Below are 17,379 nucleotides of genomic sequence, written 5' to 3' on the forward strand. Positions count from 1 at the left end.
CAGGGGGAATGATGGTCCGGTTTGCGAGCAGGAAGTCGCGTCAGCACGCCGTGCTATCGGAGGATTTCGAGCGCGAGCTGACGAGGGAAGTGCTGCGCACCGAGCTGTTGCGGGTGCGGACACTGATCATCACCGGCTGCGTCATGGTCATGTTCCTCACCTCGACCTACCTGATCGACCCTGCTCTCGTGAACCGGGTCTGGCGCGGGACGGAGGGCCTCGTCCGCGAATACGTCCTGCTGGGAGGCTTCATCCTCTTCGAAGCCTGGGTTCACGGCCAGATCAGGCGAAACCTGAGGCTCGATCGCGACCTCCCGGTGATCAGGCGCTATGTCGGCGCCTTCATCGAAACGTCGCTGCCGACCATCATTCTGATCCTGCAGATTCGCAGCATGGGTGCGGCCCAGGCGCTCGGCTTCGTGCTGCCGCTGGCCTATTTCATCTTCGTCATTCTTTCGACGCTGCGGCTCGATTTCTGGCTGTCGACCTTTACGGGATTTGTGGCTGGAGCCCAGCTCCTGGCTGTCGCGCTGTATTACAATTCGGTGAACGACGCCGGCGAGCCGCTGATCTACTTCCACGTTGTGCGCAGCACCGTGATCCTGGTCTGCGGCGTGCTCGCAGGCTCCGTCGGCGCGCAGCTCCGCCGCCAGTTCGCCGCGAGCATCGCAGCCGCCACCGCGCGCGACCGCGTGACGAACCTGTTCGGCCAGCACGTCTCACCACAGGTCGTGGAACGGCTGATGGCGGCGGGAACCAGCGCAAGCGGCGACGTTCGCCGCGTCGCCGTGATGTTCGTGGATTTCCGCGGCTTCACCGCCGGCGCGCAGTCGCGCACCCCGCAGGAGGTGGTCGACCGGCTCGACGGCGCCTTCGCGGTGCTGGTCGACATCCTCGATCGCCAGGGCGGCATCGTGAACAAATTCCTGGGCGACGGCTTTCTCGCGCTGTTCGGCGCGCCACTGGAGGCCTCCGACGCCGCGCACCGCGCGGTCGCCGCAGGACGCGAGATGCTGACCGCCATGGACCACATCAACGCGGGGACGAGCTGGCCGCTGCGGATCGGCATCGGCATCCATTTCGGCGAGGTCGTCGCGGGCAATATCGGCTCGCCCCGGCGCAAGGAATATACCGTCATCGGTGACACCGTGAATTTTGCGTCGCGCCTGGAAGCCCTGAACAAAGAGTTCGGCTCGCAGCTCCTGATCTCCGCATCCGTGCGCGAAGCGCTGGGGAAGGACGGTGACGATGCCGTCGCGCTCGGCGAGGTCGAGGTGCGCGGCTACGAGCAGAAGGTGGCGGTGTTTCAGCTGGGCTAGGGCGCGTTCAGGCGCCGGTCGCGTTCCGTTGAAGGGACGTGAGCAAATATCGCGAGGCCTTGTTCCGCTCATGCACTCTGGAAGCCGAACCATCGGCTTTCCGTTTGTTCTACGGGGGAAACCAACACCCGATTGACCCTTGTCCGCCTTGATTGCCGCCCCCCGACCTCGCGTTCTCCACGATCCAGTCTCGCGCACCGCGTTATCAAGGAGGCGCTTGACATCGGTCTCATCTAGTCATCTATATGACTATATGAATTCATCGCCCCTCGACGACCGCCTACCCCGCTACCAGCGCCTGCGCGACGATCTCGCCGCGCGGATCAACCGCAATGAATGGCGGCCAGGCGAGCCGATCCCATCGGAGGCTGAGCTCGGTGCGCATTACGGTGTTGCCATCGGCACCGTGCGCAAGGCGATTGATCAGCTTGTCAGCGATAACGTGCTGGAACGGCAGCAGGGCCGCGGCACCTTCGTGCGCCGTGCGCGCTTCAATTCCTCGCTGTTCCGCTTCTTCCGCTTCCAGTCCGAAAGAGGCGAACGGCGCGTGCCGAAAAGCCGCATCCTCCGCCGCAAAAGCCTGCCGGCGACGTCGGCGGTGGCGTCCGCGCTGCGCATTCCCGTCGGCGAAGCCGTGATCAGCCTGTCGCGCCTGCGGCTGATCGACGATGTGCCGCTGCTCGCCGAGGAGATCTGGCTGCAGCAGTCGCGTTTCGCGCCGATCCTCGACATCGACACGGCCGATTTCGGCGACCTCCTCTATCCGCTCTACGAGGAGCGCTGCGGCGAGGTCGTGGTGTCGGCCGAGGAAATCCTGACCGTCGAGACCGCCAACGAGATGCAGGCCCGCCTGCTCAGGCTCGAGGCCGATGCGCCGCTGATCGTGATCGAGCGCCTCGCGCTCGACCTCGAGCGGCGGCCGATCGAATGGCGCAGGTCGCGCGGGCCGGCCGACCGCTTCCGCTATCACGCCGAGATCCGGTGAAGCGGCTCTTCAACGTCATCAAGCAATAACGAGTACAGGGTAGGAACACATGTCGAACTGGTACAGCGAAAGCTCGCCGCTGGAGCGGCGCACGTTCTGGGCTAGCTTTGGCGGCTGGGCGCTGGATGCGCTCGACGTCCAGATGTTCGGCCTCGCGATCCCCGCGCTGATCGCGGCGTTCGGCATCAGCAAGGCCGATGCGGGTCTGCTCGGCTCGATCACGCTGTTCTTCGGCGCGTTCGGCGGCTGGTTCGGCGGCGCGCTCGGTGACCGCTTCGGCCGCGTCAAGGCGCTGCAGATCACGGTGGCCACCTTTGCGCTCGCGACCTTCGCCTGCGCCTTCGCGATGACCTACACCCAGCTCCTGGTTCTGAAAGCGATCCAGGGCCTCGGCTTCGGCGCCGAATGGGCCTGCGGCGCGGTGCTGATGGCCGAGATCATCCGGCCCGAGCATCGCGGCAAGGCGCTCGGCTCGGTGCAGAGTGCCTGGGCCGTGGGCTGGGGCGCCGCCGTGCTGCTCTCGGCGCTGGTCTTCACCTATGCACCGGCCGACATCGCCTGGCGGCTCTTGTTCGCGCTCGGGCTATTGCCCGCGCTGCTCATCATCTTCATCCGCCGCGGATTGAAGGAGCCGCCGCGCGCGGTCGCAGCCGAGAAGACGCCGTTCTTCGCCACGCTCTCCGGCATCTTCCATCGTGACGTGTTGCGCTCGACCCTGATCGGCGGCCTGTTCGGCATCGGCGCCCATGGCGGCTATGCCGCGCTCACCACTTTCCTGCCGACCTATTTGCGCGAGGTGCGGCACCTGTCGGTGCTGGGCTCCAGCGGCTATCTCGCCGTCATCATCGTCGCCTTCTTCTGCGGCTGCGTGACCAGCGGCATCATCAGCGACCGCATCGGACGGCGGGCCAACGTCGCCTTCTTCGCCACCGCCTGCATCATCACGGTGCTGGTCTACATCTTCGCGCCGCTGACCGATGGGCAGATGCTGGTGCTCGGCTTTCCGCTCGGCTTCTTCTCCGCCGGGATCCCGGCCAGCATGGCGGCGTTGTTCAGCGAGCTCTATCCAGCCGGCGTGCGCGGCACCGGCGTCGGCTTCTGCTACAATTTCGGCCGCATCGTCTCCGCCGCGTTTCCGTTCCTGGTCGGATTCCTCAGCGATCACATCGGGCTTGGACCTGCGATCGGCATCGATGCCGCCTTCGCCTATTCGCTCGTGCTGATCGCGGTGCTGCTGCTGCCCGAGACCCGCGGCAAGGTCTTTGAACAGACCGCGGCGACGCGCGCCTGACGACGGATGGGGAGCATCAACCATGACATTCGCACAGCGCGGCCTCACGCGCCGCCAGTTCGGCGCCGGTCTCGCGTCGCTCGTCACAGTGGCCGCGGCCACAGCCAGGAGTGAGGCGGCCTTGCCGACGATCGATACCCATGCCCATGTCTTCCACCGCGGTCTCAAGCTCGCACCCGGCCGGCGCTATGCGCCGGACTATGACGCGCCGCTGGCGCTCTACCTGGAGCAGCTCGACCGGAGCGGCATGAGCAATGGCGTGCTGGTGCAGCCGAGCTTTCTCGGCACCGACAATTCCTACCTGGTCGACTGCCTGAAACAGGCCAATGGCCGCCTGCGCGCCATCGCCGTGGTCGATCCCGCAGTGTCTGCGGAGGAGTTGCGCGCACTCGATCGTGCCGGCGTCGTCGGCATTCGGCTCAATCTCGTCGGGCAGCCCTTGCCGGACCTCGCGGCCGGCGAATGGAAGGCGCTGCTCGGGCAAGTGAAAGCGATGGGCTGGCAGGTCGAGATCCAGCGCAACGCGGCCGATCTCGCCGTGCTTGCGCCGCAACTGCTCGATCACGGCCTCACCATCGTGCTCGATCACTACACGTTGCCAGATCCGAAGCTCGGCGTAGCCGATCCCGGTTTCCAGTCGGTGCTGAAGCTGGGCGCGACGAAGAACGTCTGGGTCAAGATCTCGGCGCCCTATCGCAACGGCGCGGCCGGCGAGGAGTTTGCGAAGCAGGCCTGTCCGCTGCTGCGCAACGCCTACGGCCTCGATCGCCTGTTGTGGGGCAGCGACTGGCCGCACACGCAGTTCGAGGCAACGCAGACTTACGCGAAGAACCGCGAATTTCTCGATGCGCTGATCGTCGACAACAGCGAGCGCGCGCAAGTGCTCGCCTCGCCCCGTCAGCTCTTTCGCTTCTAGAATCTCTTTCCGCCATTGCTCCGATTGCACTCAATTTTGGGGCATGACGAGCGATGTTTTCGACTTGTAGAGTGCTGCGCGATGCGGCCGGTCCTGGCCGCCATTTGCATGGGGAAGTGACGATGCAGCGCCGCTACATCACCGTCGACGTGTTCACCGACCGCGCCTTCGGCGGCAACCAGCTCGCCGTGGTGCTCGATGCCGGCGGCCTGTCGACCGCGCAGATGCAGGCGATCGCCACCGAGTTCAACTATTCCGAGACCACCTTCGTGCTGCCGCCGCGCGACAAGGCCAATGATGCCGAGGTGCGCATCTTCACGCCGGTGAGGGAGCTTCCCTTTGCCGGCCATCCCAATGTCGGGACCGCCTTCGTGCTGGCGAGTCTCGCCAGGGAGCCGAAGCCGTGCCTGCGGTTCGAGGAGAAGGCGGGGCTCGTGCCGGTCGACATTCGAAGAGAGCAGGGGAGGGTTGTCAGCACCGAGCTGACCGCGCCGCAGCCGCTGTCGCGACTGGCGGAAGTGTCCGCCGTCGATGTCGCGGCCTGCATCTCCCTGACGGCCGATGACATCAGGACCGATCGCCACGCGCCGCAGGTCGTCGGCGTCGGGACGCCGTTCCTGGTGGCGGAGCTGCATTCACGCGATGCGCTGGAGCGGGCGAGGCCCGATGCGGCCGCATTCGGCAGCGTGCTTCCGCGCGACGGTGCCTTCTCGGTCTGGTTTTACACGCGCGACGTGGTCGCGACGGAGGCGCCTTGCGACATCCAGGCGCGGATGTTCATGCGCGGCGCCAGCGGTTTCGCCGAGGATCCGGCCACCGGCAGCGCCACGGTCGCCGCCGCCGCGCTGTTCGCCGATCTCGATCCCACCCGCGACGGCGAATTGAAGCTCACCATCGGCCAGGGCTTTGACATGGGCCGGCCGAGCATCCTCCTGACGCGCGTGCGCAAGCATGACGGCAAGATCGTCTCAGCTCATGTCGGCGGCAGCTGCGTGCAGATGATGGAGGGGACGTTTAGGTTGGCGGGGGAAGGATAGGCGCGCCTGTCCAAACTCGCACCACGTAAACCCGTCATCCTGAGGTGCGAGAGCGCGATGCAAAGCATCGCGCTGGGAGCCTCGAAGGATGAATTGCCTGGGTGCAGCCCCGGGCACGCCGTCGTCCTTCGAGGGCCGCTGAAGAAGCGGCCGCCTCGGGATGACGGCTACGGTGAAGGCCGGTGCCAACGACGCCTACGCCTGCCGCCCCGCCAGATTCTTCACCGTCACCCCGTCGCGCTCCTCGATGATTTCCGCGATCATCTGGCGGTGGCAGTGGGTGTGATCGCGCTCGTAGCAGAGCAGGCAGACGGGGCCGGCCTTCTTCACCAGCGCCGAGAGCTCGTCCATCTCTTCCTTCGCCTGCGGCGTCTTCAGGTGCTTTGAATAGATCTTCTCCAGCACGTCGTATTGCCCGCTGCGGGCGGCTAGCCGCCCCTCCTTGGGCGTGCCGAGCGCGGCGAGATGGACATAGGCGATGCCGCGTTCGTCGAGGCCTGCGGACAGCTGCTTCTTGGAAAAGCCCGGCCGGCGCGACGACGTCACCGCGCGCACGTCGACGACGAGCTTGACGCCGGCGTCTTCGAGCTCGTCCAGCACCGCCTTGGGCGGCGTCTGCTCATAGCCGATGGTGAACAGCTTCTTCGCCTTTGCCATGAAGCATCCTCAGCTCACCCGCGCGATCAGTTCCATGGCGCCGTGCGGCGCGCGCACCTTGCCCTCGTGGATGACATAGGCGAACACGTCGCGTGGTTCCTTCTTCGGCTTTGCCTTGTCAACCTTCGGCAGGTCGTCCGGTTCACCGCCCGAAGCCCAATCCTTGAAGCGCTCGGCCCAGGCATCGAGCTGCTTCGGCGGATAGCAGGTCTTGATGTCGTCGTTGCCCTTCTGCAGCCGCGCATAGACGAAATCGCCGGCAACGTCGGCCATGGCTGGATATTTGCCGTGCTCGGCGAACACCACGGGCGTCTCGAATTCGCGGATCAGCGCGACGAAGTCAGGCGTGCAGAAGCTGTCGTGGCGGACCTCGACCACATGGCGCAGCGCACGCCCGTCGAGCTTGCGCGGCAGCAGCTCCAAAAACTTGCCGAAATCGGCGCCGTCGAACTTCTTGGTCGGCGCGAACTGCCACAGCACGGGGCCGAGATGGTCGCCGAGTTCCAGCACGCCGGAATCATAAAACCGCTTGATGGAGTCGCCGGCCTCGGCCAGCACGCGGCGGTTGGTGGCGAAGCGCGGTCCCTTCACCGAGAACACGAAGCCATCGGGCACCTCGCTCGCCCATTTGCGAAAGCTCTCCGGCTTCTGCGAGCCGTAATAGGTGCCGTTGATCTCGATCGAGGTCAGCTTCGATGCCGCATAGGACAGCTCCTTCGCCTGCGTCAGCTTCTCCGGATAGAACACGCCGCGCCAGGGCTCGAAGGTCCAGCCGCCGACGCCGATGAAGATCTTGCCGGATTTTTTGGACACGGTTTTTGCTTTGGCCACGGAAGGATCTCGCATCGACGTGGAGGGGAGGTCGGCATACTAGTCAAACCAGTTGTGATTGGCCAGTTGCCGCGTCCCGTCTAAGCTTGCGGAGATCATCTGCGCAGAAGGAGAACAAGATGCGGCTGCTGAGGCTGGGAGCGGCGCTCATCATGATGACAACTGCTGCCATGACGTCTGCTGTGATGGCGGACGATGACGACGACAAGAACGCGCAGAAGCTCGCCCTGCAGGGTCGCGACGATTACTGGCATTGCCTGGCGCGGGAATATTCGCGCGATTCCAATCAGGGCCTGTCGGAGCAGGATTTCGGCCGCTCGGTCGCCGGCGCCTGTCCGTCGGAGCGGCAATACTACCGCGTCGCCTTGCTCGACTATCTCACCACACAATATCCGAACATCGATGCGGGCGCCCATCTTGCGACCGCGAACAGGGCGGTGGAGTCGGCGCAGAAGGACATCGTGACGGCCTTCGTCAAGCACAGGCCGCCGCAGAAATAGTACGATTGACCACTGTGGCCCCGTGGCCCTTCCGGCACCGCGCGCATCCGTGGTATCACTCGCCGCATCTGGAACAGGGACGGGCTTCCATGTCGTCTGAGTCGGTGGGTGGCATTCTGGGCGCGATCGTGGCGGCTGTCGTGCTCGCGGTCGCCGTCGTCTTCGGGCCGATTGGCCAGTACGGCAAGCCCCCCAAGCCGGCCAGGGTCGAGCCGGCCCCAGCTGCGGCGCCCGCAGCCCCCGCCGCGCCCGCGCCGCGAGGCCCGGTGATCCGGGAAGTGCCCAACCAATAAGGGCGCGAGAATCGGCCCTTTTGCCCCCTTGCGAAGCGCTTTTGTCGTTCCTATCTAGCCTTCAACGGCGACGTTGAGAGAGATACTCCGGCGCTGGGACGACCTTGGAATAGCTTGGGCCTGCGCCGGATGTACGCGCGGTCTGCCGTTCCGGGGTCGTTGGCATTTTAGGGCCGCTTTTGGCCCGTTCCTCCTCAAAAACCCCGGCTTGGCAGCGCAGGACGCGGCGGATATACGCTGCCGTCATGAATGAAGCGATCAGACCGGGCTCCGACCATCCGCCGCAGGCTCAAGAAGGGCCGGAACTGTCGGTCATCGTCCCGACTTTCAACGAGCGCGACAATGTCACGGTGCTGTACCGGCGCCTTGAGGCGACACTCGTCAATATCGCCTGGGAAGTCGTGTTCGTCGACGACAATTCGCCCGACGGCACCTGGGACGTGGTGCGTGATCTGGCGCAGCGCGACAGCCGCGTGCGCTGCGTCCGCCGCATCGGCCGCCGCGGCCTGTCGGGCGCCTGCATCGAGGGCATCCTGGCCTCCAGCGCGCCGTATGTGGCCGTGATCGACGCCGACCTCCAGCACGACGAGACGCAGCTGCCGAAGATGCTGTTGCTGCTCGCCAGCGACCAGGCCGAGCTCGTGGTCGGCAGCCGCTACATCGAGGGCTACAAGAGCGAGGGCTTCAACAAGCAGCGCGCCGGCGCCAGCGCGCTTGCGACCGAGGTGGCAAAGAAGGTGCTGCGGGTCGAGATCGCCGATCCCATGAGCGGCTTCTTCATGATGCGCCGCGACCGTTTTGAGCAGCTCGCGCCAAAGCTGTCGGTGCACGGCTTCAAGATCCTGCTCGACGTCGTCGCGACCGCCCATGGCAGCTTGCGCACCGTCGAGATTCCCTACACCTTCGGCGCCCGCCAGCACGGCGAGAGCAAGCTGGATTCCATGGTCGCGCTTGATTTCCTCGGCCTCGTGCTGGCCAAGCTGACCAACGACATCGTCTCGCTGCGCTTCATCCTGTTCGCGATGGTCGGCGGCATCGGCCTTGTGGTGCATCTCACCACGCTGTTCATCGCACTCCAATTGTTCAAGGCCCCGTTCGCGGAGGCGCAGGCCGCCGGCGCCATGGTCGCCATGACCAGCAATTTCATCCTCAACAACTTCCTCACCTATCGCGACCAGCGGCTGAAGGGCTTTGCGCTGCTGCGCGGCCTGATCGCCTTCTACATCGTGTGCAGCGTCGGTCTGCTCGCCAATGTCGGCGTCGCCTTCTCGGTCTATGACCAGGAGCCGATCTGGTGGCTGGCCGGCCTGGCCGGCGCGCTGATGGGCGTGGTGTGGAACTACGCGATGTCCGGACTGTTCGTCTGGCGCAAGAAATAGCGCGAGATGGGCGGAGCTGACGCGCGGATCGTCCGCAACACCGCGCTGGCGATTCTCGCGCTGGTCGCCCTGCGGCTCGTCGCGGCCGCCTTCACGCCTGTTACCTTCGACGAAGCCTATTACTGGATGTGGTCGAAGAACCTGGCCGGTGGCTACTACGACCACCCGCCGATGGTCGCCTACGTCATCCGCGCCGGCACCATGATCGCCGGCGACACCGAGCTCGGCGTCCGCCTCGTCTCGATCCTGCTCGCGCTGCCGATGAGCTATGCGATCTACCGCTCGGCCGCGATCCTGTTCGGCGGCGCCCGTGTCGCAGCGACCAGCGCCATCCTGCTCAACGTGACGCTGCTGGCCTCGGTCGGCACGCTGATCGTGACCCCCGATGCGCCGCTGCTGGTCGCCTCCAGCTTCGTGCTGTTCTTCCTCGCAAAAGTGCTGGAGACCGGTCGCGGCGTCTGGTGGCTTGCGGTCGGCGCCGCGGTCGGCGCGGCGCTGCTGTCGAAATACACCGCGATGTTCTTTGGCGCCGCCATCCTGATCTGGCTCGCGTCCGTGCCGAAGCTCTGGCGGTGGTTTCTCTCGCCCTGGCCCTATCTCGGCGGACTCGTTGCGCTGGCGCTGTTCTCGCCGGTGATCCACTGGAACGCGGACCACCAATGGGTCTCGTTCGCAAAGCAGCTCGGCCGCGCCAGGATCGAGGACTTCCGTCCCGTCTTCATCGCCGAGCTGATCCCCACCCAGGTCGCGTTCGCGACCCCGCTGGTCTTCATTCTAGGGGCGATGGGCCTGCACGCGCTGACCTGGCACCGGGCCGGCGCGCTGGCCTCGCGCGTGCTGATCGAGGCGATGTTCTGGACCATCGTCGCCTATTTCGTCTGGCATTCGCTGCATGCCCGCGTCGAGGCCAACTGGTTCGCGCCGGTCTATCCGCCCTTCGTGATTGCGGCCGCGGCCGCCGCCAATCTCGTGCAATGGCCGCCGCGCCAGCGGCGCCTGGCGGACTTCTGCCTGCGCTGGGCCGCGCCCACCGGCATCGTGATGTTTGCGGCGCTGATCGTGCAGGCGAACACCGGCTGGCTGTCGGGCTATCGCCGCGACGCGACCGTGCGCAGTGTCGGCGTCGGCTGGCGCGAGCTCGCCGCGCAAATCGAAGCCGAGCGCGCGCGCAATGGTGCGACCTGTCTGCTCGCGCCGGATTACGGCACCACGGGCTGGCTCGCCTTCTATCTTCCGCGTGGCACCTGCGTGGTGCAGCAGAACCAGCGCATCCGCTGGGTCAACATGCCCGAGCCCGATCCCAGGCTGCTCGCCGGCAAGCTGCTCTATGTCGACGAGCTGCGCGCAGGCGGTCATCCCGCGCTCGACGAGCTCTTTGCGAAGGTGACGCAAATCGCGCAATTGCAGCGCAAGCGCGGCCCGCTCGTGGTCGAGACCTACGGTATCGATTTGCTGGAAGGCGCCAGGGGCGACGTGCTCGACCGCTCGCCGCCGCCGGAAGCGCGGTAGGCGGCCGCGCTGTCTCCGCCCGGACGACAGCGGAATGTTGGACGCATAGCGGCGGTTATTCAGTCGATCATCTCGGCTCCGGGGGCCGCCGCGCCCGGCTTGCTCTCGTCGCGCCAGAACCAGACCGCGACCGTACCGGAGCGGCCGCGGACCTGCGTGCGCAGCGGGCCTCTCAACGTGCTGTCGGGGTCGCCGAGGTAGTCGGCCGCATCCAGCAGCGTATCGCTCAGCGCGAGGCACGCGCCGTTCTGGGCCGCGACCTCCATCAGCCGGTTCGCGACGTTGACGGTGTCGCCGGTCGCGGTGATGTGCTGGTGGCTGCCGCCGAGCCGCGAGGCGACGATCGGGCCGCAATGCGCGCCGATCTTGAAGCCGAGCTGATCCCCGATTACGGGCGGCAGCGAAGCGATCCAGCGATCGACGCTGCGATGCAGCTCGATGGCGCATTTGAGCGCGCGCGCCGCATCATCAGGCATCGCGCCGGGCAGGCCGAACAGGATCATGGCGCCGTCGCCGAGGAAGCTGGTGACGATGCCGCCGCACGCGGTCGCAGCCGTGTCGATCCGCGCGTGAAACGCATTCAGGATGTCCCGCAACGCATCGGGATCGGTCCGCTCGCTGAGCGCGGTGAAGCCCGAGAGATCGATGAAGACGACGGCCGCATCCTGCCGCACCGGCTTCGCCAGGAAATCGGGATCCCGCGCCAGCCATTCCTGCACCGCCGGCGCCTGGAACTGCGCCAGCGACCTGCTCTTGGCAGTGAGATATTGCGCCTTGCGGCCGCCGGCCCAGAGCTGCACGCCGGCAAAGACCGCAACCGGCGGCACTGTCGCCGCGAGCGTGGTCGCAGCGTTGAGCCACAGGCCGTGCGTGAAAGCGAACAGGTTGAGCCCGGCCCAGGCGATCATCACGACGGCGGCCGCGACGAGCCCGAGCGCGCTGCGCCGCCAGGCGAGCAGGCCGACCAGCAGCACCGGCAGCAGGATCGCGGTCAGCGCGTCGGCGATATGAACCTTGTGGTCGCGCACGATGCCGTCGCCGGCGACGAGATGCGTGATGGCAGTGGAGATCACTTCGACGCCGGGCATGAGGGAATCGAACGGCGTCGGATAGAAGTCACCGCCGCCGGCGACCGAGGCACCGATCACCACGATCCGGTTCTCGATCGCCGCGCGGTTGAGCGTGCCGTCGAAGATGCTCTGTGCGCTCACGGTGCGGATGGTGCGGCGCGGACCGTAATAGGTGATCGGCAGCGCGAAGTCGCTGTCGGTCGGCACCGCGCGATCGCCCAGCATCAAGCGATCCGGCGCGATCGTCAGCGGCTTGTCGAGCGCGCGGGTCGCCACGCGCAAGGGGAATGAGAGCTCGACCTTGTCGTGCGTCCGGAACAGCATTGGCACCGAAAGCGGCGAGCCCGATTGCCCGGTCGCGACGTTGACGACGCCGACCTCGGCGTGGTCGGCAAACGCCGGCAACGGCAGCAGGAAGCGCTCGGCCTGCGGCAGCACGGCGAGGGGGCCCCGGCTGCCGGACTCCACGGTCTCGCTGGCGCTCGGGAAGATCGCCGCGGCGGCAAGCACCATGGGACCGGTGGCTAGCGTATTGGCGAGCGTGGCATCGCCGATCGCGGCGCTGGGGTCGACCAGCAGGAGGTCGATGGCGACGACCTTGGGCTTGAACTGCACGATGCTGTCGACGACACGGGCGAGATCGGCGCGCGGTAGCGGATAGCTGCCGCCGCGCTTCACCACGGTGTCGTCGATTGCGACAATGGTGACGAGATCTGGCGGCGCCTGCACGCCGCGGACCTGCGTCCGCCAATCCGTCAGCGTCGCCTCGAGGCGATCGAGAAAGCGCAGATGACCGTTGGCGTGAGCCGCATAGATGCCGGCGCCCCACAGCGCGGTGAGGACAAGAGCCACCAGAATCTGAACGCGTCTCGTCATGACGTCATGCAATCTTCTTTGTCGCCCGGGCCTTGCTGCGCGAACCTTAATCGTATTCTCGGGGCCTCATTGGCCCAGTCTTATTGACCCAGTCTTATTGACCCAGTCTTGCCATCAGCGCGTCGACGCGCGGCTGGCCCCATGTCTTGACGGTCAACGGGCCGGTCGCCTCGACGTCGACGCCTTCGCCCGCTCCGAGCACGACGCCGCGCCCGCCACTCCTGCGGGAGACGCCGACACGGCCATCGGCGACGAAGACCGCGGTTTTGGCCTCCGCGACATCGACGGCCCATTTCGTGCCGCGCACCGCGGCGATCGCCCGTGGCGTCAGCACCTTGAAAGGATTGCCGCCGGGCTTTTTGGGCACATCGACCAGCAGCGCCTTGCTGCTCAACTCGACGGAGTCGATATGTCCGTCGCGGTTGGCGTCCTTAAGTTCAAACCTGGCGCCATTCTCCGCAACGATCGTGATGCCGTTGTCGCAGCGCCAGACTTGCGTTCCGGCTGCGGATGGCGACGGCGTGCAACCTGCGTTGGCCGGCTGCGCCGCCGCGCGTCCCGTCAACGACAACGTCCACGCCAGGGCAATGAATCCGGCGCGTGCGACCCCTTTCATGCCAGCCTCCGTTTTGCGTGCTCGGCACAGTTCAAGGCGATGCTGATACGGTACCGTATCACCCGCGGAGGCTGCTGAACAGTGCCGCCTCTCGCAGGTATTTTCGCGCTGCGGCATTTTCCAGATCCGATGCGATCAACTTTCAGTCAGGGCAGCCGCGCTGCGTGAGCACCGACTCTTCTCCCTCTCCCCGTTCTGACGGGAGAGGGTCGGGGTGCGAATGGGACATGGCGCGCACCAGCCTCGCGCAAGCTTCCCCGTTATGATCGGGGCATTGAAGACCACGAAAATGACTTGGTTGGATGTCCTAGAGAGGTGGCCGTAAGACGTCGGTTGATCGCCAGATCCGGCCGAGAATTATGGTTAACAAACGCGACTAAGTCCGCAGTTCTGCGGGCTTTTTTCTCACAATGAGACAGCGTTAACGAGCTGCCCCACATCTGCCCGAACTTAATCCGCATTTAACTAAAAGTCGCCTTAATGACGCTCCGACCCTCTGCGAGATGCTGTTCCCGGATCGTGACCAGCGGCGCTTCGAAGGGGGACTGAGTGACACCGTTCTGGACGCAAGGCGAATGAGTACGAGTATCGCTGCGCAGAGTAACGCGGCACGAAAGTCCAAAAATCCTGGCAAGAATTCTCTTCGGAAGCCTTCCCGGAAAATGACGACCACCAATTGGCTTGGCGCCGCCGCGATCGGCTGCGCCGTGATCGGCGCCGCCTGGACCATCCACAGCAACATCTTCGGCGCGAGCGTCTATCCGACCGTCGGCAGCATTGGCTACGACGAGCCCGTGATCAAGCGTGCGCCCAAGGTGGTGCTGCGCGAGGCCAGCGAGGCCATCAACGAGACCTTCGCCCTGCTGCCGGACCGGCTCCAGGTCGCAGCGCCGATCTCGCGCGAGATGTTCAACGAGCGCTTTGCCGCCGCTGCCACGCAGGGCGTGCCGTCGAGTGCGGCGAGCGCCGCGCCGGCGACCCAGGTTGCTGCGGCCAAAGACGCCCCGAAGCAGAGCGTGATCGCGAAGGTCGCGGAAGCGCTGAAGCCGGCTTCTGCCAAGGTCGCGGATGCCGCCAAGGCCAAGCGCGCGCCGGAGGGCCAGGTGCAACTCGCCTCGGCGGATCCGGCCGAGATCGTGCCGGCGCCGGAGGCAAAACCAAAGTCCTTCGCCGACCGCGCCAAGGCCGCGGTGATGTCGATCACCGGTCCGCGCCAGTCGATGGTGGAGAAGCTCTGGGGCAAGCGTGAGCCGTCCGGCGGGCTGCTCGCCTATGCCTCGGCCGATGCCAGCGTGACCGCATCCATCGCGCCGAGGGAGCAGAACCCGATGCTCGGCGGCGCGCCGCCCTATGAGCGCGACACTGCGGTGTACGACATCACCGCCAAGATGGTGTATCTGCCCGATGGCACCAGGCTCGAGGCGCATTCCGGCCTCGGCTCCAATCTCGACGATCCGCGCTCCTCCAAAATCCGCATGCGTGGCGTGACGCCGCCGCACATCTACACGCTGAAGCCGCGCGAGGCGCTGTTCCACGGCGTGCCGGCGCTGCGCCTGACCCCGATCGGCGGCGAGAGCGCGATCTACGGCCGCGACGGCCTGCTCGCGCACACCTTCATGCTCGGGCCGAACGGCGACTCCAACGGCTGCGTGTCATTCAAGGACTACTACGCGTTCCTCGACGCCTACCGCAACAAGGGCATCCGCAAGCTCGCGGTGTTGGCGCGGGTGGATTGATCCGCGCCTAGGCCGCCACGCTCTTGCGCAGCGCCATCTCGGTCGCGATCGCCTCCCGCACCGCGGGCCGCGCCTGCATGCGTTCGAGATAGGCCGCCAGCGACGGCCACTGGGCGACGTCTACCCCTGCGGGACGGAGCAGCAGCAGCGCCCAGGTGAGATGGGCATCCGCGACGGTGAAGCTGTTGCCGACGAGGAATTCGCGGTTCGCAAGGTGCGCTGACGGCACCGACAAGGTCTGCGGGATTCGTGCCCGGGGCTTGGCGAGCGAGCCGTCGTCCTTGTACCAGAAGGTCGGAAACAGGAACGCTTTGTGGATCTCGGCGCCGATGAAGCTCAGCCATTCCTGCAGGCGATAGCGATCGGGATCGCCGAGCCGCGGCGCAAGACCCGTCTCCGGTTTCAGATCGGCGATGTATTGCAGCACCGCCGCGCTTTCAGTCAGCCGCTCGCCGTTCTCCAGCACGAGGACCGGCACGGCTCCCTTCGGCGATACGCCGTGAAAATCGCTGTCGTCGTCCGCGATCATCTTGGTCCTGAGATGCACCAGATGATAGCGCGCGTCGAAGCCTGCTTCCATCAGCGCGATACGGCTCGCGAGCGAGCAGGCCATCGGCGAGAAATAGAGTTGCAGCATTGCGTTGCTCCATTATTTCAGTGCATCGCCGCGCGCGATGATGGCGAAGCGGTCGGATAGCTCGGCGAGCGCAACCTCATGAATGGTCCGAGCGTCCAGCGTGCCGCCGCGGCCGTCCGGCAGGTCGCGCGTGGCGCAGGCGTCGGCGTCGATCGTGGTGCGAAAACCGAGGTCGAGCGCGGCGCGCGCCGTGGAGCTGATGCACATATGCGTCATGAAGCCGGCCAGCACGATGTTCTTCCTGTCGGTCGCGGCGAGGCGCGCCCGCAAATCGGTGCCGGCAAACGCGTTCGGCAGCTCCTTCTCGATCACCAGCTCACCCGCAACGGGGCTGAGTTCGGCGACGATGGCGCCGCGCTCAGCGCCGCGATCGAACAGGCCGCGGGCCTTGCCGCGATGGGCGATATGGATGATCGCGGCTCCGCTCTCGCGTCCCCGCGCCAGCAGCGCGGCTGCCCGCGCGATCGCAGGTCGTGCGTCGGCCAATGCGAGAGGGCCTGCGAGATATTCGTTCTGGATATCGATCAGCACCAGCGCTGCGTCGGCAAGACGCGGCGGGTTGAGATCGGCGCCGGCGAGCTGCAGCAGGGTCTTGGCGTTCGTCATGGTGTTTGAAATCTCCGGAGCAAAAGGCCGAACCAACATAGCCCCGGCGATGGCTGCCGATATGCAGGGATATTGCAGCGGATGGCTGCGATATTGCAGGCTCCTCCCGCCCGGTATAACCTCGCACGATGAATTGGGACGATCTGCGCATCATCGCCGCCGTCAGGGACGAGGGCAGCTATGCCGGTGCCAGCGCGCGGCTGCGCATCGACGAGACGACGGTCGGGCGCAGGCTGTCGCGCATCGAGCGTGCGCTCGGTTTGCGTCTGTTCGAGGCCGCCGACGGCGTCCGCAGACCGACGCGCAGTTGCGAGGCGGTGCTGGCGCATGTCGAGGCGATGGCCGCCCATGCCGCCGAGATCGGCCGTCTCAGCGCAAGCCTGGAAGGTCCGGTGGGACGCCTGCGCATCGCTTCCACCAACACGGTCGCCGAGGAGGTGCTGTCGCCGCGCGCGAGCGACTTCCTGCGTGCAAATCCCGGCCTGACGCTGCAATTCCTCACCTCGAGCGAGAACGTCAAATTTTCGCGCTGGGAGGCCGATCTCGCCATCCGCCTGCGCAAACCCGACAAGGGCGACTTCGCGATCTCGAGGCTCGGCGACATCCGCATCTATTATTTCGAGCCTGATACGACCGGGGGCGAGCCGATGCTGTGCGCCTATCCGGACGAACTCGGTGCCATTCCCGAGACGCAATTCCTGCGCACGAAGAAGGCCCGCGCGCGCTGCGTCACCGACAACGTTCGCGTCATTCGTAACCTGATCCGCGCGCATCAGGCCGCCGGTGTGCTGCCGGAATATGTTTGCGCGGACCTGCTCGGCGATCGCCGCCTGCGCGCCACGCTGCTGCCGAAGCGGCGCGACGTCTGGCTGCTGGTGCAGAACCATCTCAAGCGCGACGCTGCAGCGCGCGTGACCATCGACTGGGTGAGGGCGTGTTTCCACGAGATGTCGCGCGGTTGACGCGATGCCTCGGTGTGACGATCGCGTCACAGCGCGCAAGGTGCGAGGAAAAATCTTGCCACCCCTCTTGCAACCCGAACGTGCCTGGTCTATTAGCGCCGTCCTTCGCTAGGCCATGGGTTCGGGCTTCCTGGGATCCCGACTGGCGCGGGCCGGTCT

Annotated in this window: 17 protein-coding genes; 11 read left to right on the forward strand and 6 right to left on the reverse strand. The window is 66.0% G+C overall.

Annotated features, from left to right (window positions below):
• The first annotated feature begins 11 nt into the window (after positions 1–11).
• From ACRQ5Q_RS16140 to ACRQ5Q_RS16160, 5 genes are all read left to right on the forward strand, one after another.
• Complete coding sequence (locus ACRQ5Q_RS16140) at positions 12–1,319, forward strand: adenylate/guanylate cyclase domain-containing protein (RefSeq protein ID WP_439375641.1); 1,308 nt, start codon at positions 12–14, stop codon at positions 1,317–1,319.
• A 253-nt stretch (positions 1,320–1,572) separates the two neighbouring features.
• On the forward strand, positions 1,573–2,304 hold the full coding sequence (locus ACRQ5Q_RS16145; protein ID WP_439398877.1) for a GntR family transcriptional regulator: 732 nt from the start codon (positions 1,573–1,575) through the stop codon (positions 2,302–2,304).
• A 49-nt stretch (positions 2,305–2,353) separates the two neighbouring features.
• A complete protein-coding gene (locus ACRQ5Q_RS16150) occupies positions 2,354–3,595 on the forward strand; it encodes an MFS transporter (protein WP_439369065.1) in 1,242 nt (413 codons plus the stop codon).
• Between the two features lie 22 nt (positions 3,596–3,617).
• Positions 3,618–4,511 (forward strand): amidohydrolase family protein, encoded by an 894-nt coding sequence (locus ACRQ5Q_RS16155; protein WP_439398879.1) that lies wholly within the window; start codon positions 3,618–3,620, stop codon positions 4,509–4,511.
• Between the two features lie 122 nt (positions 4,512–4,633).
• Positions 4,634–5,548 carry a PhzF family phenazine biosynthesis protein gene (locus ACRQ5Q_RS16160; RefSeq protein ID WP_439398880.1) on the forward strand — a complete coding sequence of 305 codons (915 nt, stop codon included), beginning with the start codon at positions 4,634–4,636 and terminating at the stop codon, positions 5,546–5,548.
• Positions 5,549–5,743: 195 nt separating this feature from the next.
• Here the strand turns inward: ACRQ5Q_RS16160 and ACRQ5Q_RS16165 are convergent, their stop codons facing one another.
• Positions 5,744–6,205: a DUF488 domain-containing protein gene (locus tag ACRQ5Q_RS16165; protein WP_439398882.1), complete on the reverse strand. Its 462-nt coding sequence runs from the start codon at positions 6,203–6,205 to the stop codon at positions 5,744–5,746.
• Positions 6,206–6,214: 9 nt separating this feature from the next.
• Positions 6,215–7,051, reverse strand: a complete 837-nt coding sequence (locus ACRQ5Q_RS16170; protein ID WP_439369059.1) for a DUF72 domain-containing protein — start codon at positions 7,049–7,051, stop codon at positions 6,215–6,217.
• 104 nt (positions 7,052–7,155) lie between these two features.
• On the opposite strand from ACRQ5Q_RS16170, the gene ACRQ5Q_RS16175 reads away from it, so the two are divergent.
• From ACRQ5Q_RS16175 to ACRQ5Q_RS16190, 4 genes are all read left to right on the forward strand, one after another.
• The gene (locus ACRQ5Q_RS16175; RefSeq protein ID WP_439398884.1) at positions 7,156–7,536 is read left to right on the forward strand and encodes a hypothetical protein; all 381 of its coding nucleotides are present in this window, start codon (positions 7,156–7,158) and stop codon (positions 7,534–7,536) included.
• An 89-nt stretch (positions 7,537–7,625) separates the two neighbouring features.
• Positions 7,626–7,829, forward strand: a complete 204-nt coding sequence (locus ACRQ5Q_RS16180) for a hypothetical protein (protein ID WP_439369057.1) — start codon at positions 7,626–7,628, stop codon at positions 7,827–7,829.
• 245 nt (positions 7,830–8,074) lie between these two features.
• Positions 8,075–9,208, forward strand: coding sequence for a glycosyltransferase family 2 protein (locus tag ACRQ5Q_RS16185; protein WP_439369055.1), 1,134 nt, complete (start codon positions 8,075–8,077; stop codon positions 9,206–9,208).
• Positions 9,209–9,214: 6 nt separating this feature from the next.
• Positions 9,215–10,717, forward strand: a complete 1,503-nt coding sequence (locus ACRQ5Q_RS16190; RefSeq protein WP_439369053.1) for a glycosyltransferase family 39 protein — start codon at positions 9,215–9,217, stop codon at positions 10,715–10,717.
• Positions 10,718–10,776: 59 nt separating this feature from the next.
• Here the strand turns inward: ACRQ5Q_RS16190 and ACRQ5Q_RS16195 are convergent, their stop codons facing one another.
• Both ACRQ5Q_RS16195 and ACRQ5Q_RS16200 read right to left on the reverse strand, forming a co-directional pair.
• The gene (locus ACRQ5Q_RS16195; RefSeq protein WP_439398886.1) at positions 10,777–12,663 is read right to left on the reverse strand and encodes a CHASE2 domain-containing protein; all 1,887 of its coding nucleotides are present in this window, start codon (positions 12,661–12,663) and stop codon (positions 10,777–10,779) included.
• Between the two features lie 94 nt (positions 12,664–12,757).
• Positions 12,758–13,279, reverse strand: coding sequence for a FecR domain-containing protein (locus tag ACRQ5Q_RS16200; protein ID WP_439369049.1), 522 nt, complete (start codon positions 13,277–13,279; stop codon positions 12,758–12,760).
• A gap of 662 nt (positions 13,280–13,941) precedes the next feature.
• Here ACRQ5Q_RS16200 and ACRQ5Q_RS16205 point away from each other — a divergent pair.
• Positions 13,942–15,015: a DUF2778 domain-containing protein gene (locus ACRQ5Q_RS16205; RefSeq protein WP_439369048.1), complete on the forward strand. Its 1,074-nt coding sequence runs from the start codon at positions 13,942–13,944 to the stop codon at positions 15,013–15,015.
• Between the two features lie 7 nt (positions 15,016–15,022).
• Here ACRQ5Q_RS16205 and ACRQ5Q_RS16210 read toward each other — a convergent pair whose 3' ends face one another.
• Positions 15,023–15,652, reverse strand: coding sequence for a glutathione binding-like protein (locus ACRQ5Q_RS16210; protein WP_439369047.1), 630 nt, complete (start codon positions 15,650–15,652; stop codon positions 15,023–15,025).
• Positions 15,653–15,664: 12 nt separating this feature from the next.
• Entirely contained in the window at positions 15,665–16,258 is a 594-nt protein-coding gene (locus tag ACRQ5Q_RS16215; protein ID WP_439398888.1) for a cysteine hydrolase family protein, read from the reverse strand.
• 128 nt (positions 16,259–16,386) lie between these two features.
• On the opposite strand from ACRQ5Q_RS16215, the gene ACRQ5Q_RS16220 reads away from it, so the two are divergent.
• Positions 16,387–17,220, forward strand: a complete 834-nt coding sequence (locus ACRQ5Q_RS16220; protein WP_439369045.1) for a LysR family transcriptional regulator — start codon at positions 16,387–16,389, stop codon at positions 17,218–17,220.
• Positions 17,221–17,379 lie beyond the last annotated feature (159 nt).

Origin of the sequence: Bradyrhizobium sp. PMVTL-01 (genome assembly GCF_051861855.1) — a bacterium.
Taxonomy (GTDB): domain Bacteria; phylum Pseudomonadota; class Alphaproteobacteria; order Rhizobiales; family Xanthobacteraceae; genus Bradyrhizobium.